The sequence below is a fragment of the Vibrio penaeicida genome, from assembly GCF_019977755.1.
GTDB classification, from domain to species: Bacteria; Pseudomonadota; Gammaproteobacteria; order Enterobacterales; family Vibrionaceae; genus Vibrio; species Vibrio penaeicida.
The window spans coordinates 3,566,529-3,591,566 of the sequence record NZ_AP025144.1; the positions used below are offsets into that span (position 1 = coordinate 3,566,529).

Annotated in this window: 18 protein-coding genes; 1 reads left to right on the forward strand and 17 read right to left on the reverse strand. The window is 44.6% G+C overall.

What is annotated here, in order from left to right; genetic code table 11:
- Positions 1 to 74: 74 nt before the first annotated feature.
- The 11 genes from csrA to LDO37_RS16085 form a co-directional block, all read right to left on the reverse strand.
- Positions 75 to 272, reverse strand: coding sequence for a carbon storage regulator CsrA (csrA, locus tag LDO37_RS16035; protein WP_101112495.1), 198 nt, complete (start codon positions 270 to 272; stop codon positions 75 to 77).
- 86 nt (positions 273 to 358) lie between these two features.
- Positions 359 to 1,555, reverse strand: a complete 1,197-nt coding sequence (locus tag LDO37_RS16040) for an aspartate kinase (protein WP_126607276.1) — start codon at positions 1,553 to 1,555, stop codon at positions 359 to 361.
- Between the two features lie 135 nt (positions 1,556 to 1,690).
- The gene (alaS, locus tag LDO37_RS16045) at positions 1,691 to 4,273 is read right to left on the reverse strand and encodes an alanine--tRNA ligase (protein WP_126607277.1); all 2,583 of its coding nucleotides are present in this window, start codon (positions 4,271 to 4,273) and stop codon (positions 1,691 to 1,693) included.
- A gap of 255 nt (positions 4,274 to 4,528) precedes the next feature.
- Complete coding sequence (gene recX, locus LDO37_RS16050) at positions 4,529 to 4,990, reverse strand: recombination regulator RecX (protein ID WP_126607278.1); 462 nt, start codon at positions 4,988 to 4,990, stop codon at positions 4,529 to 4,531.
- A 113-nt stretch (positions 4,991 to 5,103) separates the two neighbouring features.
- The gene (gene recA / locus LDO37_RS16055; protein WP_126607279.1) at positions 5,104 to 6,144 is read right to left on the reverse strand and encodes a recombinase RecA; all 1,041 of its coding nucleotides are present in this window, start codon (positions 6,142 to 6,144) and stop codon (positions 5,104 to 5,106) included.
- Between the two features lie 371 nt (positions 6,145 to 6,515).
- A complete protein-coding gene (pncC, locus tag LDO37_RS16060; RefSeq protein WP_126607280.1) occupies positions 6,516 to 7,019 on the reverse strand; it encodes a nicotinamide-nucleotide amidase in 504 nt (167 codons plus the stop codon).
- 67 nt (positions 7,020 to 7,086) lie between these two features.
- Positions 7,087 to 8,139, reverse strand: coding sequence for a toxic anion resistance protein (locus LDO37_RS16065; RefSeq protein ID WP_399481249.1), 1,053 nt, complete (start codon positions 8,137 to 8,139; stop codon positions 7,087 to 7,089).
- A 21-nt stretch (positions 8,140 to 8,160) separates the two neighbouring features.
- Positions 8,161 to 8,871, reverse strand: a complete 711-nt coding sequence (locus LDO37_RS16070; protein ID WP_126607282.1) for a phospholipase D-like domain-containing protein — start codon at positions 8,869 to 8,871, stop codon at positions 8,161 to 8,163.
- The gene (locus LDO37_RS16075; RefSeq protein WP_126607283.1) at positions 8,872 to 13,743 is read right to left on the reverse strand and encodes a DNA repair ATPase; all 4,872 of its coding nucleotides are present in this window, start codon (positions 13,741 to 13,743) and stop codon (positions 8,872 to 8,874) included.
- Between the two features lie 64 nt (positions 13,744 to 13,807).
- Positions 13,808 to 15,961, reverse strand: coding sequence for a flotillin family protein (locus tag LDO37_RS16080; protein WP_126607284.1), 2,154 nt, complete (start codon positions 15,959 to 15,961; stop codon positions 13,808 to 13,810).
- 30 nt (positions 15,962 to 15,991) lie between these two features.
- Entirely contained in the window at positions 15,992 to 16,636 is a 645-nt protein-coding gene (locus LDO37_RS16085; RefSeq protein ID WP_224055258.1) for a DUF1449 domain-containing protein, read from the reverse strand.
- A 377-nt stretch (positions 16,637 to 17,013) separates the two neighbouring features.
- Between LDO37_RS16085 and mutS the strand changes: the two genes are divergently transcribed.
- Entirely contained in the window at positions 17,014 to 19,545 is a 2,532-nt protein-coding gene (mutS, locus tag LDO37_RS16090; RefSeq protein WP_126607375.1) for a DNA mismatch repair protein MutS, read from the forward strand.
- A 70-nt stretch (positions 19,546 to 19,615) separates the two neighbouring features.
- Here mutS and LDO37_RS16095 read toward each other — a convergent pair whose 3' ends face one another.
- From LDO37_RS16095 to truD, 6 genes are all read right to left on the reverse strand, one after another.
- Positions 19,616 to 20,134 (reverse strand): hypothetical protein, encoded by a 519-nt coding sequence (locus tag LDO37_RS16095; RefSeq protein ID WP_126607374.1) that lies wholly within the window; start codon positions 20,132 to 20,134, stop codon positions 19,616 to 19,618.
- Positions 20,135 to 20,324: 190 nt separating this feature from the next.
- On the reverse strand, positions 20,325 to 21,311 hold the full coding sequence (gene rpoS, locus LDO37_RS16100) for an RNA polymerase sigma factor RpoS (protein WP_126607373.1): 987 nt from the start codon (positions 21,309 to 21,311) through the stop codon (positions 20,325 to 20,327).
- A gap of 59 nt (positions 21,312 to 21,370) precedes the next feature.
- Positions 21,371 to 22,303 carry a peptidoglycan DD-metalloendopeptidase family protein gene (locus LDO37_RS16105; RefSeq protein WP_126607372.1) on the reverse strand — a complete coding sequence of 311 codons (933 nt, stop codon included), beginning with the start codon at positions 22,301 to 22,303 and terminating at the stop codon, positions 21,371 to 21,373.
- Between the two features lie 10 nt (positions 22,304 to 22,313).
- Positions 22,314 to 22,940 carry a protein-L-isoaspartate(D-aspartate) O-methyltransferase gene (locus tag LDO37_RS16110; protein WP_101112509.1) on the reverse strand — a complete coding sequence of 209 codons (627 nt, stop codon included), beginning with the start codon at positions 22,938 to 22,940 and terminating at the stop codon, positions 22,314 to 22,316.
- A complete protein-coding gene (gene surE / locus LDO37_RS16115) occupies positions 22,941 to 23,687 on the reverse strand; it encodes a 5'/3'-nucleotidase SurE (protein ID WP_126607371.1) in 747 nt (248 codons plus the stop codon). It lies immediately after the preceding gene.
- 298 nt (positions 23,688 to 23,985) lie between these two features.
- Positions 23,986 to 25,038 (reverse strand): tRNA pseudouridine(13) synthase TruD, encoded by a 1,053-nt coding sequence (truD, locus tag LDO37_RS16120; protein ID WP_126606189.1) that lies wholly within the window; start codon positions 25,036 to 25,038, stop codon positions 23,986 to 23,988.

Consider the following 25,038-nt stretch of genomic DNA (forward strand, 5'->3'; position numbering starts at 1 on the left):
GAAATTAAACTTTTCCTGTTACACACCATTTAAACCGTTATTAAAAAGGCCAGCGTTTGCTGACCTTTTTAATGTTAGTAGTTGCCTGAAGCAGAACCACCGTTGCCTTTCTCGGCTTGTATACGCATGTAGATTTCTTCACGGTGTACGGATACTTCTTTTGGCGCATTAACACCAATTCGAACCTGGTTACCTTTAACACCAAGCACGGTGACAGTTACTTCATCACCGATCATAAGAGTTTCACCTACGCGGCGAGTCAAAATTAGCATTCTTGTGCTCCTTGAGTAATCTCTGATTTATTTTTCTCTATGATGTCACCATCTTAGGCAATTAACAATTCCATAATGTTATTTGGCTATGAAACCATTAGCTTTTGGTGCCCATCAAGCTCTAAATGTCCAGCTACAATAAAATTGTGAAGATGATTTGAAATCTCTTCTATTCTCTCTGGTTCAATGAAGTATGTACAAGAGCGGTTGCTCTTCACTTCACCTAACAATGGAATTTGATGCTGTGCGAATTCATCAGTAAGCGCAGCATGCACTTCTTGGATTCGACAACCAACACAGCTGATTGCTGATACCCGAGTAGTCTTTTCAATACTCTCAGAAGCAATAAGTGATAACTTCGCGAGAGAACTCTGTGGAATGACAATATCCGATACTTTCACATCTTCCGCCGTCGCCCAAACATCAATCCCTAACATTTGGCTTTGATCTCGAATAGACTGCAATGCGCTTGATTTAACCTCAACAACAATCAAATCACGCTGGATAGCGAGCCCGCATATCGGACTATCAGACTGCTCTCCGGTCACCAAAGTTCCCGAATTTTCAGAAAATGAAGAAAGAACACGTAAAGGAATACCGTGTTTCCATGCATGAATGACAGAAGGTAAGTGCAATACTTTCGCCCCTTTCCTGGCCATTTCTTCCATACTAGGAAAGTCAATTTCCGTTAGTTTACGTGCACTTTTTACGATGCGCGGATCGCATGTATAAATGCCATCAACGTCAGTAAAGATCTGACATTCTACAGCGTTTAACGCACCCGCAAGTGCCACTGCGGTCGTGTCCGATCCTCCGCGCCCAAGGGTGGTAATATTGCCACTTTCAGAAACTCCCTGAAAGCCTGCGACGATCACTACGTGGTCATTCTCTAAATAGCTCTGAATCGTATTGGTATCAATCGATTCGATAGACGCGTCGTTGTGGAAACCATTCGTTTTAATACCCGCTTGGCTGCCAGTTAGCGATACAGCATTCACACCTTTTTTGTTCAAGGTCATGGCCAAAAGTGCCATTGAAACTTGCTCGCCTGCTGATAACAATACATCTAACTCTCGGGCAGTTGGTACAGAATCAATCTGTTGAGCCAACCCCAACAAGCGGTTTGTTTCACCTGACATTGCAGAAACGACAACCACAAGCTGCTTCCCTTCTTGCTTGGTTTTTATGATGCGCTCAGCAACTGCCTCAATGCGCTCAATCGAACCAACCGAAGTTCCGCCGAACTTCTGAACTACTAAAGATTCACGTAATGACTGTGTCACCTTTCTTCACCATCCTGGGGCTTAATCCCCGTTGTTATTACACAAAAGCGATTGAACACGAAGCCATCATATTCAAAGCGACTAAATACAAATGCCACTGACTTTATCAGCCAGTGGCAGTCAAAAATACAAAAGTTACAAACGCTCTTCTAGCCACGCATCAACAGACGACAAAGCTTCTGGCAGTGCAGTTGCATCCGTACCACCAGCTTGAGCCATGTCTGGACGACCGCCACCCTTGCCACCGACTTGTTGAGCAACCATGTTAACTAGCTCACCTGCTTTTACCTTACCAGTCAGGTCTTTAGTTACACCAGCAATCAAGCCAACTTTGTCTCCAGATACGTTACCCAACATAATGATGCCGCTGCCCAGTTGATTTTTTAGCTCATCAACCATGCCACGCAGTGCTTTATTGTCAGCACCGTCTAACTTAGAAACCAATACTTTCACGCCAGCGATTTCTTTTACTTGGCTCGTTAGGCTCGCGCTAGCTTGAGAAGCCAGTTTATCTTTCAGCTGTTGAATCTCTTTTTCTAAAGCTTTTGCTTTGTTCGCGGCTTCAGACAATTTGGCTTCGAACTTATCATGGCTTGCTTCGATCGCGTCTAGTGCACCTTCACCGGTCACCGCTTCAATACGACGGATACCTGCTGCGATACCACCTTCTGAAACAATCTTAAATAGGCCGATATCACCAGTGCTGGACGCATGAATACCACCACAAAGCTCGGTTGAGAATTCTCCCATCGACAGCACACGGACTTCGTCGTCATACTTCTCGCCAAATAGCGCCATCGCACCTTTCGCTTTAGCAGACTCAATATCCATGATGTCCGTTTTAATTGTGTGATTGCGACGCACATGCGTGTTTACTAGGCGTTCTACTTCTTTGATTTCTGCCGGAGTCATGGCTTCCAAGTGAGAGAAGTCAAAACGCAAGTTATCGGCTTTAACTAGTGACCCTTTCTGCATAACATGTTCGCCAAGTACTCGACGTAGCGCTTCATGCAGTAAGTGAGTTGCTGAGTGGTTTAAAGAAATAGCCGCGCGGCGCTCTGCATCCACATTGGTCGATACGCTGTCGCTTTTCGCTAAAACACCTTCAGAAAGAACACCGTGATGAGCAATGGCATTACCCAGCTTTTGTGTGTCTTCCACTATGAACAACCCAGTGTCTGTTTTTAACACGCCGGTATCACCACACTGACCACCAGACTCGGCATAGAAAGGTGTTTCACCTAGAACAATGATCGCTTTGTCACCAGCGGACAGAGATTCAACTTCTTCCCCTTCCACAAAAATGCCTGTAACAGAGCTCTGACCTTCGGTTGCTGAATAACCTTGGAATTCAGTTGTCGCATCAATCTTAATAGATGAGTTGTAGTCGGTGCCAAATTGACCTGCTTCACGAGCACGCTGACGCTGTGCTTCCATCGCTTTCTCGAAACCTTCTTCATCGATCGCAAGTTCTCGCTCACGAGCAACATCATTGGTTAAGTCAGCTGGGAAACCGTATGTGTCATAAAGCTTAAATACTGTTTCACCATCCAGAACGTTACCTTCAAGGCTATCTAATGCGTCGTTCAGAATGGTCATGCCGCGTTCAAGAGTACGACCAAAGTTCTCTTCTTCGATTCGAAGTACTTTTTCAACAATGGCTTGCTGTTTTTTCAACTCAACGCCAGCAGTCCCCATCACGTCAGCAAGTGCACCCACCAATTTGTGGAAAAACGCACCCTGCGCACCTAGCTTGTTGCCATGACGAACAGCACGACGAATGATTCGGCGAAGTACGTAACCGCGTCCTTCATTAGAAGGCATAACACCATCAACGATTAGGAATGCACAAGATCGGATATGGTCAGCGACAACGCGAAGCGATTGATTCGATAGATCGTCATAGCCAGTCACTTCCGCCGCGGCTTTGATTAATGTTTGGAATACATCAATTTCATAGTTTGAGTGTACACCCTGCATAATCGCAGAAATTCGTTCAATACCCATTCCGGTATCGACAGAAGGCTTTGGTAGCGGTTCCATCGTGCCATCGGCATGACGGTTAAATTGCATGAAAACGTTGTTCCAGATTTCGATGAATCGATCACCATCTTCTTCTGGTGTACCTGGACGTCCACCCCAAATGTGATCACCGTGATCGTAGAAGATCTCAGTACAAGGACCACACGGACCTGTATCGCCCATTTGCCAGAAGTTATCTGACTCGTATGGCTTACCGCCTTCTTTATCGCCAATACGAACGATACGGTCAGCTGGAACACCCACTTTCTTGTTCCAGATTTCGAACGCTTCATCATCGGTTTCGTAAATCGTCACCAACAAGCGATCTTGAGGCAGTTTTAATACGACCGTCAGAAATTCCCAAGCAAACGCGATAGCATCTTCTTTGAAGTAATCACCAAAACTGAAATTACCCAACATCTCGAAGAAAGTGTGGTGGCGAGCAGTAAAGCCCACGTTTTCTAAATCGTTGTGCTTACCGCCAGCACGTACACAGCGTTGAGACGTAGTCGCTCGGGTGTAGGCTCGTTTTTCTAAGCCTAGGAAACAATCTTTAAATTGGTTCATTCCTGCGTTAGTGAACAGCAGGGTTGGATCGTTATGTGGTACTAACGATGAACTGTCTACGATTTGGTGTCCTTTGCTTTCAAAGAACTTGAGGAACGCGTTGCGAACCTCGTCAGTGCTCATGTACATGCAGCTCTTCCTGAAAATAGTCGAGTTAGAATTTTGCCACATTGTATACCCAACCGACCTAAAGATGCGAGATTCAACAAGAATTTATTCGCGCAACGAATCACCGTTTCTAAAAGAAAAATGAAAACAGAATCTTAGGAAGATCGAATTAGACGATTATTGATAGAAAAAGGAAGATAAGGTACAGCAATTGGTATTACGAAGAAGAAATAGGGATTAGAACAGAATGTGTGTTGGAGTGCCTAGGGTCCCGCCCTATTCTTCATCACTTAACGCATAGCTGATTTGGTCAAAACTATAACCACGATATTGCAAAAAACGCACTTGTTTAGCGTATTCCTTCTGGTCTTTAGCTTTTATGCCTTTAAACTTTTTTTCTGCTGCCGCTTTTGCCAATTCAAACCAATCTTGTGGCTCCTCTTGCATTGCCTCTTCAATCACCGATTCCGATATGCGTTTTTGACTTAACTCTTGTCGAATACGGCGCTCGCCATGACCTTTGTAAACGTGTTGACGTATCTGGCTTTTGGCGTAGCGAAGATCATCGAGATAATTATGATCGATACAGAAATTCATCGCTTCTTGAATCTGCTCTTCATCGTACCCTTTAAAAGCCAGCTTTTGGTAGAGTTCGTATTCACCATGATCACGTCGACTGAGCAGTTGAATGGCAGCTTCTTTACTTGAAAGGGTAGGAGGATTTTTCTTTGGATACATACTCAAAACTTCAACGAAAACAGGTGATATAAGTGCTTTAACTAGATATAAGTGCTTTAACTTAATACACAAAAGCCCTGCATTGCAGGGCTTTTTTAAATCAATGAAGAGAATTAAAACTCTTCTTCTTTTGGCTTCTCGCCAACTTCTGGCTCTTCAGGTTGTGCTACAACCAAAAGCATGTCACGAAGCTTGGTGTCGATCTCTTTCGCTACATCTGTATGCTCACGAAGGTATTTACCTGCATTCGCCTTACCTTGACCAATTTTGTCGCCATTATAGCTGTACCAAGCACCGGCTTTCTCAACCAACTTATGCTTCACACCCAAGTCGATAAGTTCACCTTCGCGGTTAAAGCCTTGACCGTACATAATTTGAGTTTCAGCCTGCTTAAACGGTGCAGCAATTTTGTTCTTAACTACTTTAATGCGAGTCTCGTTACCGACGATTTCGTCACCATCTTTGATGGAACCCGTACGACGAATATCAAGACGAACAGATGCGTAGAATTTCAGTGCGTTACCACCTGTAGTGGTTTCTGGGTTACCAAACATTACGCCGATCTTCATACGGATTTGGTTGATGAAGATACACATACAATTTGATTGTTTAAGATTACCCGTTAGCTTACGCATGGCTTGAGAAAGCATACGTGCTTGAAGACCCATGTGGCTGTCGCCCATCTCACCTTCAATTTCTGCTTTTGGTGTCAGTGCTGCTACGGAGTCAACAACCATAACGTCGATGGCACCTGAACGGGCTAGTGCATCACAGATTTCTAGCGCTTGTTCACCCGTATCTGGCTGAGAAACAAGTAAAGCATCGATATCGACACCCAGTTTCTTCGCGTAGATAGGGTCCAACGCATGTTCTGCATCTATGAACGCACAGGTCTTACCTTCACGTTGTGCTGCTGCGATAAGCTCTAGAGTTAGCGTGGTTTTACCCGAACTCTCTGGACCATAGACTTCTACGATACGCCCCATTGGCAATCCACCAGCACCCAAAGCGATATCCAGTGAAAGTGAACCTGTAGAGATGGTTTCAACATCCATCGTACGGTTATCACCAAGGCGCATGATAGAGCCTTTACCGAATTGCTTTTCAATTTGTCCAAGTGCTGCGGCTAACGCCTTTTGTTTGTTATCGTCCATCCGTATCTCCACACAACGTGTTCGTGATTATGCTGGCTATTATACTGTTGATTCATACAGTGTCTATACCTGTATGAAAAAATTTCTCGATAGAGCACTTAACTCTGTAGGGTCTGTTGATCTTTCGAGATGATTTTTGCAGCAATTTGTGGGTGATTTATACAAGGCAGAGCTTATTCGGTGTAGCGCTCTACATCAATAAGCGATAACGCAGTAGAAATAAGCCACAAATGCTGCCCAAAGGGTTCGCTTCTATGCCTTTTACTCTTTGTTGCAAGGTATTTGCTTAGAATGACTAGGCGTCACACCTTGCGTCGCGATTAAAAGGCATAGAACTCGAACAAAATTTAACCACGAAAGTTCAACAGACCCTAGGAGTGCTCACTTTTTTCACCTGTTAGGTACTGTAGCAAAGTCTGCATGGCATGCTCGACTGCGTATTCACGGACTTGAGCGCGATCACCTTCAAAATGACAAGTTTCAACTTTTTTCCATCCTTGCTCTGACATCCAAGCAAAGCAGACAGTCCCTACAGGCTTTTCTTCAGTACCACCACCCGGACCGGCCACTCCACTGATTGAGACACCAATGGAAGCCAGAGAATGTTGCAGTGCACCGCTGACCATTTCAATCACCACTGGTTCACTTACCGCACCGTATGACTCAAGGGTTTCCGGCTTGACTGACAGCATCTCCATTTTGGCTTCGTTGCTGTAAGTGACAAACGCCCTATCAAACCAAGCTGAGCTGCCTGCAATATCCGTCATCGCCGTCGCAACTCCACCACCAGTGCACGACTCAGCCGTTGTCATAACGGCTTTATGTCTTTGAAGCGCTTCGCCTAATTGTTGGCTTAATTCTCTTTGAGACACCATATTTCAACCCCATAAAAAATACCCAGAACAACGCTATTCTGGGCATTTTATTTATTCGCAACAACCGTTAATTTTCAAGAGTCTGAGACAGCGCTTCTTTCAGTTCTTGCTCCGCTTTTTCGATAACAGACTGTGCATGCGCACGTTGTTCTCGCCCTTCTTTCACTCTCGAAAGCGTGTTGTTCAGTGTTTCAATCGTCAACTGATTCACGGTTTCTAGCGACTCTAAATCCAGAATGCCACGCTGGTAGTTTTCAGAGATTTGCTCTTCTAGCACTTTCAGCTTCTCAGCATTCTTTACGTATTGTTGATTGGTGTAATCTTTTACAGCACGGGTCACCTTGAGGGCTTTCTCTTTTTCGTAATTAGAAATCGCAATCAAGAATTGGCGCTTCCACAATGGGAATGTGTTGTGCACGATATCCTGAATGTCTTCCATCAGCATCTTATTGCCTTCTTGAGACAAACGAATCTGAGGGGCAGTTTGAATCGCTGCCATTCGAGTCAGCTCAAGATTGTGTATGCGTTTTTCTAAGCGGGCGACCGCTTGAACCGCATCGCGATGTTTTTGTGCATCCAATGCATCAGGCGACTTCTCAGCTTCCACTAATAGGGAAGGAAGCACATCGGAATTCATTTGGCTCAGTTTCCACTTACCTGCGGCAATGTAGTCATCCAGACCATTCAATAACGCTAAGTTTTCATCGTAAAGTGTATCGAGACGGCTAATGTCGTGCCCTAGCTTAAGCTCCTGTGCTTCCAGTTTTCCTGAAAGCTGTTCTAAATGTTGCTTCACCGTATCAAAGCTGTCTGAGAATTTTTTGAACGAATCAAACAACTCACCGATGAGTGGCAAACTGGAAAGAAAGCTTTTCTCTTTCAAGTAGTCAAACTCTGCGCTGTTCATCGAGCTGACCATTGATTGTAAGATTTCACCAGCTTCACCTGTATCTCTAATACGCACTTGATCAAGTACGGTATCGGAAAAATTGGTAATGCTTTCCAGTGCTTCTTTACCAAATGTAATAGTAGCCACGCTATCGAACGGGTCGAAATTTTGTGCTAATTCCAGAACCTGAGGACTGAGGGCGTCTTCTGTTGCTTCATCGGTTTTAACCATATCGGTCATTGAGAACTCTCCTTATGCAAGTTCAGGTTGATGGAATGGAAACTTTTGCCAAAGCTGTTCAAACTGCTTTTGATACGGCTTAACAAAGCGCGCGTCATCCGTCAGCGTAATGTCTTCTTCATTGTACTTAGACGCACTACGCGTCCAGTTAAAACTGCCATTTAGCAAGCGAACACCATCGAAAATCGCAAATTTATGATGCATATGATAAGAAGTGGTATCAACCTTCACTTCCACACCTTTCTCCACCAAATAATTCACATCGTTACCCTTATCAAAGATCTTATCGTTGTCTGTTATAACTCGAACTTTTACACCACGTTGATGGGCTTTAATGATGTGCTTCGTCAATTCGTCGTCTGCAATGGTAAAGACGCAGATATCAATCGTGTGACGAGCTTGATTAAGCTGCTTAATGATCCCTTCCGCACAAGAACGTCCGGGAGAAAACCAGCACCCAACTAAATCACCACCCGCATCCGATTTTGCGTTATCCAGCACCTTGATGGTCTTTTCAAGCCAGCGTACGATGCTGCTTGCATCGGCACCGTCATTGATATTTTGATGAGCCAATTTAAAACTTTGATTGCGTAGGAATGAGCGATCTTCCTGGTTGAGTTCAGCATTACTTAACTTGTCGTTAAGTTCACGTCTCTCAGAATCATCCAAGCGGTGATCTTCAATCGATGACTTAAGCAGTTCATGCAGTTGTTCCCTATTCACCTATTTATCTCCTAATCCTTGAGTGACGCGACTCATTGTTTGGTTAAGCGCGGCAAGTTGTTGTACAACCTGCCCTGCCCTATCTTCAGAATCTCCCATCAACTGGTTCCGCTGATAGCCTTCTCTGATCTCATTCCAGCGAGCTTGTTGCTCCTGTGTCATTCCGCCACGAAGTTCTGCCAATTTCAGCAAGTTTTCTTCAGTGCCGTTTGTCAGTGTTTGGGCTTCGCCCTGATAGTGATCTTGCAAAAGTGTTTGAAGTTCTTCTTCGGTCATCACCGATGAGATCTTCTCTGCCAACTTATTCATGTTCCGATAAGAACCCTGCAACTTAAATGGCGGTTCTACACGGTATTGATCCGCGGTAGCGGCAGACGCGATGTATTGTTGGTTAACTTTAAGTACGGTTTGCTGCACAGTGAGCAGCTTCTGCAAAGTCGATACGATTTCAGAAGACTCAGTCGCAGAGTAGGAGTGAGACATATCACTCAATGGAATGCCTTCACCATTCGCCATTCGTACAAAGCGATACAAGTCGTTCAGATCACGGGTCGCAAGAGGAGCAAGAACAGGGTGAGAAGTCAGCGAGTTCTCTACAAAACTGAGTTCAAACGCCTCTTTCTGATCCGACAACATGTCACCTAGGTTGTAGATGTCTGCACGGTTTGCCAACATATCTGGGATTCTGAACATATCGCCAGATTCCGTATATGGGTTACCGGCCATCACGACTGAGAACTTCTTGCCGCGCATATCGTAAGTCTTAGTTTCCCCACGCCACGTGCCTTCAATTCGCCTTGTGCCATCACACAGAGATATGAATTTCTGCAAGAATTCGGGATGAGTGTGCTGAATATCATCGAGATAAAGAAGAACGTTGTTCCCCATTTCAAACGCGAGGTTGATCTTCTCAATCTCTCGAGCGGCATTTTGATCGGGTGCATCACGAGGATCAAGCGATGTAACTTGATGCCCAATCGACGGGCCATTGATCTTCATAAAGACCAAGCCCAACTTATGCGCCACATACTCGATCAAGGTGGTTTTACCATAACCAGGAGGGGAAATAAGAAGCAACATCCCCATCAAGTCGGTGCGCTTATTTTCTCCGACCGTGCCCATTTGCTTGGCAAAGTTGTCACCAATCAGCGGAAGATAACTTTCACTGATCAGCTTGTTACGGACAAAAGAGGTAAGCGGCCTTGGTTTGAATTCGCCAAGTCGGAAGTCTGATTTCGCTTCTTGCAGCAATTCCGCTCTCTTATTGAGGTACGACTCAAATTGCGGAATCGTAATACTACGGTGAAGTTCGCAGCGCTGCAGAAAATCGTCTAGAACCAAGTTCAACTTACCTTGCTCTAGATTTCCATGTTCACCCAGTAACCCTTCAACCTCACAAGTCAGTGAAAATTCAACAGGGCTAAGGGAAGGTTCAGGCTGTTCTTTCCAAACTGCTATCGCAGCGGCTTCAACGACAAACGCTTCTCCACGGCTTTGCTGAACTGTGTAGGCTGTTAGCCATTGAAGGTGATCTTGCATACTGACTTCAGGTGCCGCTTTGCTAGAGCTCCAACCCAAGCTGCGGCGGAATTGTAAGTAGTCATCACATAACTCCATCGCATCACGGCTGACTTCAATTCGATCGTCCGATTTGGCTAGGAGTTGAATCAAATAGTCACTGGCATCAATCAGTACGCCACGCCCAAACTGAGTGAGGTTGGGCTCCAATTCCTTTTGCAGCTGTTGGTACACATCGGGCGATTGTAAGTGCGTTTTAAGCAAATTCGCGTTGTTTGCTTTCGCCTTCCAATCAGAAAGATCTTTGCGTTCTTGGGCAATGAGCCACATCCAAGCAGTCGCGCGTTCTTTTTGTCCAAACCGAAGCGATCCAGCTTGCTCAAAAACAGGAAGGAGTTGATTTAGAATCTTTTCTGCATCGTGATCATGAATACCTTTGACGTAGCCCTCTTTGTAGCGAGGCGCTGAAAAACGTTGAACCAAACTGAGTAATTGACCCGATTTTCTCGCTGCCAGTAGCGCATCAACATCAAAGACATCCGCCAAATTCATTGCGGAATGTAAGATCAAGTAGGATAAATATTCTGCACGGTAGATGGTGTCTGTTTCAGAGGCAACATCCAATTTGGAGATATTTTGCAGTGCAAGGAATTCTTCATCTTCAATAGATTGATAGAAATCCGTTCCAGAGATATGGGTGTTCAGCTCACCAGCATGCTCCACCAATGTGATGTCCAACGGTTGCTGGTTTACACTGAATCGGTGTTTACCTAGACGTAGAATCTTGCCACCGTCTTCAAAGATGTCTTGGTTATCTCTCAGAGAACGAAGCGATTGGTCTTGCACCGATTTCAGTTTTGCATCAACACTGTCTGCTTTTACGCTGTCACCCAAATCGCGTATGGAATCCGACAACTGGCGCAACTTCATCACCATTGCGTCTGTAGCAAAATAGCTGTTTAACCCAGCCACATCATCAAATCGAGCAACACGTTTTTCAATGCTATTGAAGGTAACATTAGCCGCTTGTAACAAGTTTTGAATCCGGCGCTGCTGAGCACTCACCAACTGCTGTTTGTGGTTCTCCAGCGTGGACTGGATTTCATCGCGCTTGGTGTAGATTTCTCCAAGAAACTCATCAAAGTCCGCAAATCTCGATTCGAGCTTTTCAAGCTGACCGATTAATTTGGCGAGCTGGTTATCACACTCATCCGGTGTCGTCGCTTGCTCCATGGCACTGTTGACCGATTGTGCAAGTAATTTGAACTGAGCACCAAATTCCGCTTTGGCTTCGTCGCTACGTAAACCACTATTTTTGTTTCTGAGCTTCGCCGATACCGCATTCAACATGGACGACACTTCAGTAGTCATGTCTAGAATTCGAGTCGACTGTGTCGGATCTTCCGTTTCAATGTCGGTGACTTCTTCTGTCACTAACTGAAGCTCTGAGCGTAGTTGTTCGACCTGTTCTTGAAGGTCTTGAATATCCGACGTTTTTTCTACCGTCTCTAGCTGTTCTTCAACCGATTGGATTTGCTTCTTAAATGGCTGATAGGCTTTTTCATCTTGCAGTAACTCGAGTAACTGCAGATTCAAATATTGTCGTTGTTCATCCAGCGACGCTAACAGCTCATCGACCTTCAACGTATTGATGTAATGATGTTGTCGCAGCGCCATGGTGTTACCCACCTGCGCTTTCACTTCGGAAAGAAGCGTTAACAGGCTTGCGGCTTGATCTTTGGGCGCTAGCTTTACTTTGCCAATCAATGCCGTGACGGCTTCAGATTCTTGCTCTAGCGCGTGTAACGCATGGACTTGAAGCTGCTGAACTTTGGCAAATTCATCAATGATTTTATCGGATGTAGCCATCACCTCTTGGATGGCATCACCGAGCCCTAGCGCATAGTCGTGAGCTAACCAATGGTAATGATCCAATGTTGCCTGACACTGTTTCAGCAACGCTTCGTATGCCGCTTGGGTAACTTCCTCCGTCGACGCAAAATGACAAATCGACAGCACCGACGACAAAGCTCGTACTAATTCTGCATTGCCCAGATTAAACAACGGGCTCGATGCATCACTTTTCGCGCTGTGGCGGCTGTAGTAATCCGGGGTTGAATACGGGGTTTCCCATATTCTCATCGGGTGAATTGTAGAAGCTTCTGCGTTTTCAGAAAGTTGGAATACCAATAAACGCCCGTCTGGATACAAACTGTAGCCGTGGCTTTCCATTGGCGCAGAAAACTGCTTTTCAATCATGTTGTAGGTATAAACAACGTAATACCCTTTGACCATGTTGAAAAAGATGTACATCAGATCTTCACCATTCGGAGAGGCTATCTTTTGGAAGAATTTAAGATCCTCCCATGGCATATCGAAATGCTTGCTCTCTCCATTGGCTAGAACAAAGCCATGAGAGTAAAGAATACCGTGCTCTTCAGGCAGTTCTTTTGCACTTACACCTAACGCATCCGCACGTGTCACGGCTTGGTTTAGTGGGTTGTATAGAAAATAGCGTTCTTGCTTTTCTCGGTTCGGTAGAACTCTAAGAGCAATCAGATCACCAATAAACGCATAAGCAATACTCGCATCGGCAACACTTTGGTGAGGGTCATCCACCTCTTCGCGGTAGATCCCTTTCCCCTCTTCGGTATTGTCTTCTACTTTGATGGTAAGGTCGCCACCTACACATTCCACAAAAAGCTTATCTTTGATAGAGACGTGAGGGTATTTCCCTAGAACATGATCGTCACGTGTGGTTTCAATCCAGTCAAAATCATGTTGAGTTGCTGACTCTAATGAGGTGTGTCCAAGCGAATCAATATATTCAATAGAGTGCTTGTTCAGTTGGAATCGGAATACTTTGCGATCTTCCGCACGCATTCCAATTTGGAAAGCGATATACAGTGTGCTTTCTTGCCGAGAAATTTGTGCCAACTTGGCATCTTGATAATAGGTAAACAGCTCGGTGAATTCATGCACAAAACGAGGTTCAGAGAGAAAGCTCTCTTTCAAACTGATGGGTTCTATTCTGAATGTGCCATCATTTTCATGCAGTTGGTAAAGACCAAATACATCTTCTAACGCGGGTTGCGATTTCATGCCGACATGTACTTCGTAACCGAACAATAATTGCTGGTTAACCTGCGCCATATCGACTGGTACACATCGCGCTTCCGTCTGTACATTCGCTTTGCCGATCAAAGAGAGTTCTTGACCGCCAAAAACCTGCTGACGTTGCTGATTGAATTGTTGAGAAATGTCTTTAAGTTTGCTGCCTTGTTGAGAAAGGCGAGACTTCAGCACCTCGTAGGCACCGCCTTCAGTGACAGCCTGCTGAGTTGTTTCTGACATGCTTATACCTTTAAAACCCACACTTACAGGAAGTCAGTGTGGGTGTTGGACTCAATAGGGGCGATTAAGATTCTGTGCTATCAGAGGTGTTTACCGTCTGCTGAATTTTCTTCAGAAGTTCTGTTGCACCACCTTGAGAGTTAAGTAAGCTCGCCAGAGCTACATTACTTAAATCACTGCTTTTCAGGTCTGTATTTCCTAGAATGTCTTTGATGTCTTGCGGCAAGCTGCGGTCGCCATTCATGTATTCCGCAACGAATGGGTTCAAGACTTTCGACTCTTCAAATTTCACATCCATCGACGCAGAATCAATCACAGTGCGGCGAATTTGCTCCATACCGTCGCCACCAAATAGCTTGATGTCTGCGGCTGCCAAGGCTTGTGCCAACGCTTTCGCGCTTTCACTTGAAACGTCTCTTTGAGCATCAATACGCGCCAGATCCAGCTCTTTCTCTTGCTGAAGCTGCATAACCCACTTGTCGTGTTCACGAGTTTGGTCATCGTATTTCTGAGCCGCTTCAAAACGTGCGGTTTGCGATTCTGCTTCAGCCAGACCTTTCGCGCGTAGTGCGTTCGCTTCTGCTTCACCAGCACTTTGCAATGTGTATGCTTCCGCTTCACCGGTTTCACGTATCGCTTGGGCGCGTTCACGATCCACTTCCACTTGCGCCAAACCAGTTGCACTGATTTCTTCTTTCTCTGCAAGTGCCATGCGCTCTTTCGCAGCGGCTTCACGCTCTTTCAACAAGTATTGCGCTTCTGCTTCTTTCGCTGCAGCTTCTAGTTCAGCTTCCGCTTGACGCTGGCGCACAACTTTTTCTGCATCCGCTTGTTTGGTTGCCACTATATGTGCAGCTTCTGCTTCACGAGTTTTCACCGCTAATTCGTTTTCAGCATCACGAGTTTTCACTTTCAATTCTGCGTCTTTCTCGATCAACAAACGCTCTGCTTTTTCTTTCGCTGCGTCTTTTTCAGCACGTGCTGCGACAAGTAACTCAAGTTGTTTCGCTTCTGCAACGGCTTCAGCCTCAACCATAGAAACACGCTTCTTACGGTTAACTTGCTCATTGACACGCAAGTTTTCAGTTTCTTCCTCTTCACGTGCAATCTTTCTTTCAATTTCTACGCGTTGTGAACGAGTTTCAGCGACGGATTTAAGTGCTTCTTCTACAGATGTTTCTTTTTCCATCTCTTTTTGTACCACTTCAGAAGAAGTGCGAACTTTTTCAGTTTCAACCGCACGGCTTAGCTCTTCTTCTTGAATCGCTACCTGACGCTTATTCGCGATACGCGTCATTTCGACTTCCATCTCTACACTTTCACGTTTCTTAGAGACTTCTTCTTCGGTTTCTAATTTCGCAAGCTGAGAAACACGTTCGTATTCTTGACGCTTCTCTTCAGAAAGTGCATTTTCTTGCGCTTCAATAATTTCAATTTCGCGCTGAGTACGTGCAATGCTTTCTTTTTCTTGCTTATCCAATTGAAGGCGGTTTGCTTCTGCTTCAACGTCTTTTTTCTTGATGGTTGTGCGCTCGTCTTGGCGGATCGCATTAGTTTCGGTGTTCTTCTGAGCAGTAATAGAAGAAATTTTGCGAATACCTTCAACATCTAGAATGTTATCTGGGTTGTGTGCTTCAAGTGATGTTTGGTCAATCTTATCAATAACAACATCATAGATTTTGAAACCATCCATTTCGCTACCGATAACTTGTACAACGGCATCACGGAATGCGCGTCGGTTGGTTAGCAGCTCTTCAAACTCAAACTGCTTAACCGCTGTTTTTAATGCTTCAGAGAACTTAGGTTGGAAGTGCTCTTTAAGACGGTCTAGGTTAGATGCTTCATTTGCTGTGAAGAGTTTCGCTACGCGAACAATGTCGTCTTCTTCATGGTTAACACCAATGTAGAAATCCACTTTCAAGTCTGCGCGGATATTATCGCTACAATGCAAGCCTTCGTATTCTTCGCCTTCTTGGTCTTTACGACCACTGCGAACAACCGAGATTTTCTTACGTGTGATATCCATATATTCGAATCGGTTTACAACCGGCCAAACAAAGGTACCCGTTAGTGATGCTCGTGTTCTGTCGATGCCATTTACGATTAAGGCTTCACCTTCAATTCTGACTTTTTTATAGCGAGAAGTAAGGAAAATAAGAACCATTAAAAATAGCACGACACCGGCTAATATGAACACCATACTGGGTGATAAAACCATGACCAACTCCTTAAAGGGTTTTAATTGTATTTATGCTTTCGCAACGACATAGCGCTGCGATTCATTATCTTTAGACACGATGACCACTTCATCGCCATATTGAATGTCTTGCTGACTGCTGGATAGCACATCCAACAACACTTCATTGCCGTTATGCAGAATAATGACCTCTCCACCAACATCTTGGCTAACTTGGCTACTGTGCACTTTTGCTCTGAGCCCAATGTAGTCAATCTTGGCAAAAGCGTTTTCTTTGTTAAAAAACGGAGCCAATGGTTTAAGCAAGATCGATGCTATGTATAGAGCTATGTAAGCAACAATCGGCAATGAAATAGCACCAAAGACAATAGACAGCGTATCGGATAAAGAAGAAAGTAGAATAGTATCGAGGTAGTACTCGATAATCGTTGCGACAAACAGGCTAACGCACAACGCAATAGGCAGTGGAACCTTGGTTAATATAGGAGGCAAAATGAGGCTGCCACCTGTCATATTATCCAAATCAACAATATCCAGTTCACCTAATAAGCCTTCAAATACATCAAAGACCAAATCAATGAGCATGATGACAAAGAAGATGATAAAAGGAATAAAAAAGACGTTCGTCGGAAACGAAAGTAGTACCGACAAAAACAGTTCAAAAGCCATGCGTTTATCCAATTTGTTGTTAGTCACTGCCTAGCCGGGCTAATGCTAACGTTATCTATTTAAGATTTATTTTCAAAACGATACAGAACGACCTATTAAAATAAAAGTCAGTTACAGGGTTTATTGATGCGCTTCAAAAAAATACATTGAATTTATTATCAATGAGAAATTAGTTCAGAATTCATATTTAAGAATTGCTATTCCGTGGAACAAAATCGTGTTCCATTTAAGCTCGCGCTAACATGTACGTTTCTCATCCTGTCTGTTGGATTACAACCAAGCCTAAAACGCCATTGCTTTCTGGCTGGCTGGTTAATATCATTTACGCCACATTTTTGTCTGATAAGACAATCAAAAAGGAAAAACCAGTGACAACCAGCACCGCGACGCAAAAACATACGCCGATGATGCAGCAATACATGAGGCTCAAGGCGGAAAATCCTGACATCTTGCTTTTTTATCGCATGGGGGATTTTTACGAACTCTTTTATGATGATGCAAAGCGGGCGTCTCAGTTACTGGATATTTCTCTGACAAAACGTGGCGCTTCTGGCGGTGAGCCGATCCCTATGGCTGGGGTTCCTTTCCACGCTGTAGAAGGCTACTTGGCAAAACTGGTTCAACTCGGTGAGTCGGTAGCGATATGTGAGCAAATTGGCGACCCTGCCACCAGCAAAGGACCAGTAGAGCGTAAAGTCGTTCGTATAGTGACACCCGGCACCGTCACTGACGAAGCTCTTCTTGCTGAACGAGTCGACAACCTCATTGCCGCTATTTACTACCACAATGATAAATTTGGGTACGCTACACTCGATATGACGTCGGGTCGTTTTCAGCTCATGGAACCCGATACAGAAGAGGCCATGGCGGCCGAACTGCAGCGTACCTCCCCTAAAGAATTGCTTTTCCCTGAGGATTTTGCACCGGTTCATTTGATGGCAAGCCGAAATGGCAACCGTCGCCGCCCTATCTGGGAATTTGAACTGGACACCGCAAAGCAGCAGCTTAATCAGCAATTTGGCACGAAAGACCTGGTTGGCTTTGGTGTTGAAAAAGCAGAGTTAGGCTTATGTGCCGCCGGATGCCTGATTCAGTACGTAAAAGACACGCAGCGTACCGCTCTGCCACACATTCGATCATTGACCTACGATCGACAAGATCACTCTGTGATCTTAGATGCCGCCACTCGACGTAATCTAGAAATAACTCAAAACCTGGCTGGCGGGTCGGAAAATACCCTCTCGGAAGTGCTTGATTATACGGCAACCGCTATGGGTAGCCGTATGCTCAAACGTTGGCTGCACCAGCCGATGCGTCAGTTGGATACCTTGAACCAACGATTAGATGCGATTTCTGAAATAAAAGAGAGCGCACTGTTTGGTGAATTACACCCTGTATTAAAACAGATCGGCGACATAGAACGAATTCTGGCAAGACTGGCTATTCGCAGTGCAAGACCACGAGATCTGGCTCGCCTTCGCCATGCGATGCAGCAACTTCCTGAGCTTTCAGAGATCCTCGAGAGTGTGGCTCATCCTTACCTTAAAAAGCTTGCCGGTTTTACCTCTCCTCAAAGTGATCTCTGTGATTTGCTAGAACGTGCCATAAAAGAAAACCCACCAGTGGTTATTCGTGATGGCGGTGTGATTGCTCAAGGCTACAGTGCTGAACTCGATGAGTGGCGCGATCTCGCGGATGGCGCAACGGAGTATCTAGAAAAGCTCGAAGCTGAAGAACGCGATCGACATGGCATCGATACACTCAAAGTCGGCTACAACAATGTTCATGGCTTTTTCATTCAAGTGAGCCGTGGGCAAAGCCATCTTGTTCCACCTCATTATGTTCGCAGGCAAACATTAAAAAATGCAGAACGTTACATTATTCCTGAGCTAAAAGAACATGAAGACAAAGTTCTGAGTTCGAAATCCAAAGCGCTTGCGATAGAGAAAAAACTTTGGGAAGAATTGTTCGACCTACTTTTGCCTCACCTTGAAGCCATGCAAAACCTTTCCTCTGCATTATCACAGCTGGATGTTTTGCAAAATTTAGCCGAGAGAGCAGAAAGCCTAGACTATTGCCGCCCGACGTTAAAAGATGAAATTGGCATCCACATTCAGGCTGGTCGTCATCCTGTGGTTGAGCAAGTGATGGATGATCCCTTTATCGCCAACCCGATTGTTCTGGGTGAAGAGCGTAAAATGTTGATCATTACCGGCCCTAATATGGGTGGTAAATCCACCTATATGCGTCAAACTGCGTTAATCACGCTAATGGCACACATTGGTTCTTATGTACCTGCTGAATCAGCTGTTATCGGGTCAACAGATAGAATCTTTACCCGAATTGGCGCATCGGACGATTTAGCCTCTGGTCGCTCAACCTTCATGGTCGAGATGACTGAAACAGCGAACATTCTTCACAATGCCACGGCACGCAGTTTGGTGTTAATGGATGAGATTGGACGCGGAACCAGCACCTATGATGGGCTATCGTTAGCGTGGGCAAGCGCTGAATGGCTGGCAAAAAACATTGGCGCGATGACCTTATTCGCAACCCACTACTTTGAGCTAACCGAACTGCCAAACCAGTTACCAGCATTGGCTAACGTGCATTTAGACGCCGTCGAGCATGGTGACACTATCGCCTTTATGCATGCTGTTCAAGAAGGTGCCGCAAGCAAATCTTATGGTTTGGCGGTTGCGGGTTTGGCCGGTGTGCCAAAAACCGTCATTAAAAATGCACGCGCTAAATTGAATCAACTTGAGCAATTGAGCGACCAACAACCTAACTCTCCTAGCCAAGTGGATGTAGCAAATCAATTGAGCCTGATTCCGGAGCCGAGTGATATTGAGTTGGCACTTGCGGATATCGATCCTGATGATCTCACGCCAAGGCAAGCACTGGATGCGCTGTATCGATTGAAGAAGATGCTGTGATTGAAGCAGCGGCTGTAATTTAACATACAAAAAGGGCGAGATGTTTCTCGCCCTTCTTGCTTAATATTCATTATTCGAAAGAAAGATTCACCTTGTTTGTTACCCCTCTTTCTATGTCCACGTAACCTGATGCATAGAGACTGTTTCCGGACGCCTCCGCTTTTACATAGTATCGACCGCTGTTGACGACCGCCAAATGACTCATTCTATGGAAGGTTTCTGGCTTATCTACGATATAACCTTCAGACGTAATTGGATATAGGTACATCGTAGCCCCCAATTCTCCGCCACTGTCTAAATGTATCGATTTACCAATTTTCACTTCAGTCAACCCTTTGGGGTTTTTCGCTTTAGATACCGAAACCCTGCCAAAATCTGGTGAATGAACGGTTGCCTCGGTAATGTAAAACGCTGTCTTTTTAGTAGAACGAGTGTCTGTAACTGCGTTATCCGTAGATGACGAAGAACCACCAAACACCGCATCAATAGTTGAATTGCTAATATCCTTAACAATTTGATTTTGTTGCGTGGAAGAACATCCTGTTAAAACTAAAGCCGATACAATAGTGGGAAGAATTAAACGTTTCATTGAAGTCCTTTGAATCTTTTTATTAATATCGCAAAACATTTTGCTCAAAAATTAAACCCAAATCAAACATACATTCAATGAATACATTAGGAGTGTTAACAAAATAAGACTACTTAGATCCCAAAAATACAAATTCTATGGGCAAACAAAAAGAGCTGCCATCGGCAGCTCTTACTTCACATTTCAACGCCTAGTCGTTTTCGACATTAAATAGCGATTCCATGTTCAGACCTTGTTTCACTAAGATCTCTCTTAAGCGGCGAAGCCCTTCTACTTGGATCTGACGAACGCGCTCACGAGTTAGATTGATTTCTCGTCCCACTTCTTCCAAAGTGGATGGTTCATAGCCAAGAAGACCAAAACGTCGTGCAAGCACTTCTTTCTGCTTAGGATTCAGGTCATCAAGCCAGTCAATTAAAGAATGTTTTATATCGTCATCCTGCGTACAAACTTCAGGATCAGAGTTATTGATGTCTGGAATGATGTCGAGTAGTGCTTTTTCACTTTCACCGCCAATTGGCGTATCCACAGAACTGACTCTCTCGTTAAGACGAAGCATCTTACTCACGTCATCAACAGGTTTATCAAGTTTTTGTGCGATTTCTTCAGCCGTCGGTTCGTGATCAAGCTTCTGAGAAAGCTCTCGAGCTGTTCTGAGATAAATATTCAGCTCTTTTACTACGTGAATAGGCAGTCGGATGGTTCTTGTTTGATTCATCAACGCCCGTTCAATGGTTTGACGGATCCACCAAGTTGCGTAAGTTGAGAATCGGAAACCTCTCTCTGGATCAAATTTCTCTACTGCACGGATTAAACCTAAATTACCCTCTTCGATAAGATCGAGTAGCGCAAGACCACGGTTACCGTAACGGCGTGAAATTTTCACAACTAATCGCAGGTTACTTTCGATCATTCGTTTGCGGGCAGCTTCGTCACCGCGAAGTGCGCGACGCGCATACAAAACTTCTTCTTCGGCCGTAAGCAGTGGAGAAAAACCAATCTCTCCTAGGTAAAGTTGAGTGGCATCTAAGCTTTTCGACGTGACTTCAAAGTCTTCTTTTTGCTCAGATTGTTTTTCAGGTGTCAGAGCTCTTGTTTCTGCGGAAGGTTGTTCCATTGCAACCGCTTCAACTTCAAACTCTTCTTCGACTTTCGTTACTGCATTGCTGATACTCATAGTGCCTCCCCCTGGCGAGTTCGCAAGACATTACTACTATCAATGTCGTTGAATTGTAACTAGGGCAAGTAGCGCTTAGGATTCACTGACTTTCCCTGATAGCGAATTTCGAAGTGTAGACGAACACTGTTGGCGCCAGATGAACCCATTGTTGCGATTTTCTGACCAGCTTTTACACTTTGTCCTTCTTTTACTAGCAAGCGTTCATTATGGGCATAAGCACTGAGATAGTTGTCATTATGTTTGACGATGACAAGATTGCCATATCCGCGCAGCGCGTTACCTGAATAAACGACTGTTCCTTCCGCAGTAGAGACTATGGATTGACCTCGCTGTCCCGCAATGTCTATCCCTTTATTTCCCTGCTCTCCTGTGGAAAAACCTTTTGTGATTCGACCCTTGGTAGGCCATAACCACTTAGAAATCTTAGTATTATTCTTTTTTGTTGTCTTAACAGGTTTGTTAACAACCTGTTTACTTTTATTTTCAACATACTCCTTTGATCTGGATTGATCAAGCTTCTTTGTTGATTCTTTTTTAACCTGTGACTTTTCTTTCTTTTTCGGCTCACTCGCTTTTGAATTGGGAACACTCGCAGCTGTCGCTGTGGCAGCCCCTGCTGTCGCTACCGTTGCTGCCGATGCGGTTGTCGCTGCCGCTACTTTAACGGAATCAGAACCCGAGCCAGCTAAATCTGGTGCGACATAAGCAGGTTGCCATAATCGGATTTTTTGACCGGGGTGAATCGTGTAGGGAGAGGAAAGTCTATTGTATTTAATGAGTTGATTAACATCTTTGCCCGTGACATAAGCAATGAAAAATAGGGTGTCACCTTTTTCGACTTCGTAATAGCTACCGCGATAGCTGCCACGTTCTACTTGCTCGTAATTCTTCCCTAGGCTAGAAACTGGTGCAGGGCTGTGCGCTGCACACCCTACCAGAGTAGTAGCGAGAATTATTTGAAAAAGCGAAGCTGTTATTTTCAGTGACACTCAATACCCTTTAAGCTAAATCACCCGCAACCAATGGTACAAATCTAACCATTTCAATCACTTCTGTAACTATCTCATTGTTAAGTTTTTGTACTTTTATCAAAGTTTGTTCGGCTTCGCCGACAGGGATCACTAAGATCCCCCCTTCATCTAACTGGTCCACGAGCGCTGTTGGTACTTCACTGGCTGCGGCTGTAACAATAATGGCATCAAATGGGGCTTTTGCTGCCCAGCCTTTCCAACCGTCACCATGTTTGGTCGAAACATTATAGATATCCAGTTGTTTCAACCTGCGTTTCGCATCCCACTGCAACGATTTAATACGCTCTATAGAATAGACATGATCCACCAGTTGGGCCAATACTGCAGTTTGATAGCCCGATCCCGTGCCCACCTCAAGTACTCTACTGTCAGTACGGAGGTTTAGGAGTTCAGTCATTTTTGCCACAATGTAGGGCTGAGAAATGGTCTGTCCTGCTCCAATGGGCAACGCGTTGTTATCGTAAGCCTGATGCATCATTGCTTGCGAAACAAAAGACTCTCTTGGCAATCGTCGAATAGCATCCAATACATTGATATCTTGGATACCCATTCCCTGCAAAAATTCAATTAATTTATTGGCTTGTGGATGACTCATCTACCTATTCCCCTTTAACCAACGCTCCATGCCTGGTAAAGATTCATGCGCCGTCAAGTCTACTTGCAGTGGCGTTATAGACACTAATCGATTTGAAATTGCATGGAAATCGGTTCCTTCCCCTGCATCCTGTTCTTTTCCAGGAGGGCCTAACCAATAAATTTCATGTCCTCTTGGGTCCTTTTGCTTAATCATGTCTTCGGCATGATGGCGAGCACCGAGCCTTGTTACTTTGAAAGGCTCAAGATCATGAATCGGAATGTCGGGAACATTCACATTAATCAGTCTATTGGTCGGAATAGGATGGATAAGATGCTGCTCAACTAATTGTTTTGCGACATGTGCAGCGGTTTCAAAATGATGTTTTCCCGCCAACGATATTGCTATCGACTGAACCCCAAGAAAGTGACCTTCCATCGCTGCTGCAACGGTTCCTGAGTACAGGACATCATCACCTAAATTTGCACCATGGTTTATCCCAGAGACAACAAGATCAGGCTTATCCTCTTTCAACAACTCATTCAACGCAAAGTGCACGCAGTCTGTTGGTGTTCCTTGCACTGAATACACGTTTTTTTCTAGTTCAATGACTCGTAAGGGTGTTTCAAGCGTCAGGGAATTGGACGCACCGGAACGATTCCGATCTGGAGCAACAAGAATAACGTCAGCAATATCTGACAGTGCACGCTTTAGTTCATGTATGCCTTGAGCATGAACACCATCATCATTGCTCAATAATATTTTCATCTATATCTCTACCCAATACCGAAAGGGTTAATACGCTACGAAGATTATGCGCTTTTAAGGTTATGTACTTTCTATGTTAAGTGCTTTCTAGATTAAGTAACCTGAACTCGGGATAAGAGGTTAGCGAACCCAATAAAATAAATAAAAATTTTATATCGAGACATTCTAATGAGAAATTTTCACTTAAGACAAGGCGAAACCACGAACCAATAACGGGTTATTGGGAGAGGGTTCAACGCAGTATTCAGTGAGAAGAGCCATTAGAAGGCAAGTTGTTATCCCGAGTTCAGGTTAAGCACTAAGAAGGCGAAAATTGACGCTCTTCTTCCTCAGCATTCACCAATTCACGCATAATAGAAGTAGCAAAACATCCGGAAGGTAACCAGAATTTGAGTGCGATCTCATTATCCTGTACATCCCACGCTAATTTTTTAGGGAAAAGCTGTACTACCCGACGTTCATGTCGCATTCTGTTGCCGCGAATAAGTGCCATCAAATCAGGCTCAGCGTCCAAGCAAGGCTGCTCTATATTCAGTGCAGTATCGGATGTTGGCAGTGCGTTATCACCCGCCATTGCCGCTGTTATTTCGGCTTTTCCGTTAGAGACAAGTTGCTCGCTGTCTGCAAAGTTGGTCTCTGTCACTTTAAGTGTGCCTTCTGCATTTAAAAGGATGTCGCCAATCAGTGGAGATTGCCACACGCCCGATTCAATTCGCTTGGAAAGAATGTGATTGAATATCCACGAACGTGCACTAGAAAGATACAAGCTGCGCTTGTTTTGATTGCGAGTATGCACATTTTCTCGTCCCCAACGTCGAGCCTCTTCTACGTTGTTCCCATCACGTCCGAAACGTTGCGCACCAAAATAGTTTGGCACACCATGGCGAGTAACATTCTCCAAGCGTGATATCACACTCGGAATATCCGTCACCTGAGTCAGTGTTATCTCAAAGAAATTGCCTTTCAAATCACCCGGTCTTAATTTTTTGTTATGGCGGGTTATATCGAGAATTTCGATGCTGGGATACTGCGTTAAAAATGCATAAAAGTCGGGAGTATCGCCTTTGGGCAAATGGACACTTAACCATTGTTCAGTCACGGCATGTCTATCTTTTAAGCCAGCCCAGCTGACGTCTTTTGATTTCACGCCACATGCTTTAGCCAATTCATTCGCAACAAAACTGGTATTTTCACCTGTTTTTCGAATGAGCAGCATTAAGTGCTCTCCAGCACCTGTAAATGAAAAACCCAAGTCTTCTTTCACAACAAAATGTTGCGGCTGTGCTTTTAGCTTTGCCTCGGCTTGAGGCTTTCCATTCGAATACGCAAATGGGGCGAGAATATCGTTCAT

What these genes read in the sequence shown, in the direction of transcription:
- csrA (WP_101112495.1), bottom strand. Translation starts at nt 272, where the DNA reads ATGCTAATTTTGACTCGCCGCGTAGGTGAAACTCTTATGATCGGTGAT.
- alaS (WP_126607277.1), bottom strand. Translation starts at nt 4,273, where the DNA reads ATGTACATGAGCACTGACGAGGTTCGCAACGCGTTCCTCAAGTTCTTT.
- recX (WP_126607278.1), bottom strand. Translation starts at nt 4,990, where the DNA reads ATGTATCCAAAGAAAAATCCTCCTACCCTTTCAAGTAAAGAAGCTGCC.
- recA (WP_126607279.1), bottom strand. Translation starts at nt 6,144, where the DNA reads ATGGACGATAACAAACAAAAGGCGTTAGCCGCAGCACTTGGACAAATT.
- pncC (WP_126607280.1), bottom strand. Translation starts at nt 7,019, where the DNA reads ATGGTGTCTCAAAGAGAATTAAGCCAACAATTAGGCGAAGCGCTTCAA.
- LDO37_RS16065 (WP_399481249.1), bottom strand. Translation starts at nt 8,139, where the DNA reads ATGGTTAAAACCGATGAAGCAACAGAAGACGCCCTCAGTCCTCAGGTT.
- LDO37_RS16075 (WP_126607283.1), bottom strand. Translation starts at nt 13,743, where the DNA reads ATGTCAGAAACAACTCAGCAGGCTGTCACTGAAGGCGGTGCCTACGAG.
- LDO37_RS16080 (WP_126607284.1), bottom strand. Translation starts at nt 15,961, where the DNA reads ATGGTTTTATCACCCAGTATGGTGTTCATATTAGCCGGTGTCGTGCTA.
- mutS (WP_126607375.1), top strand. Translation starts at nt 17,014, where the DNA reads ATGATGCAGCAATACATGAGGCTCAAGGCGGAAAATCCTGACATCTTG.
- LDO37_RS16095 (WP_126607374.1), bottom strand. Translation starts at nt 20,134, where the DNA reads ATGAAACGTTTAATTCTTCCCACTATTGTATCGGCTTTAGTTTTAACA.
- rpoS (WP_126607373.1), bottom strand. Translation starts at nt 21,311, where the DNA reads ATGAGTATCAGCAATGCAGTAACGAAAGTCGAAGAAGAGTTTGAAGTT.
- LDO37_RS16110 (WP_101112509.1), bottom strand. Translation starts at nt 22,940, where the DNA reads ATGAGTCATCCACAAGCCAATAAATTAATTGAATTTTTGCAGGGAATG.
- surE (WP_126607371.1), bottom strand. Translation starts at nt 23,687, where the DNA reads ATGAAAATATTATTGAGCAATGATGATGGTGTTCATGCTCAAGGCATA.
- truD (WP_126606189.1), bottom strand. Translation starts at nt 25,038, where the DNA reads ATGAACGATATTCTCGCCCCATTTGCGTATTCGAATGGAAAGCCTCAA.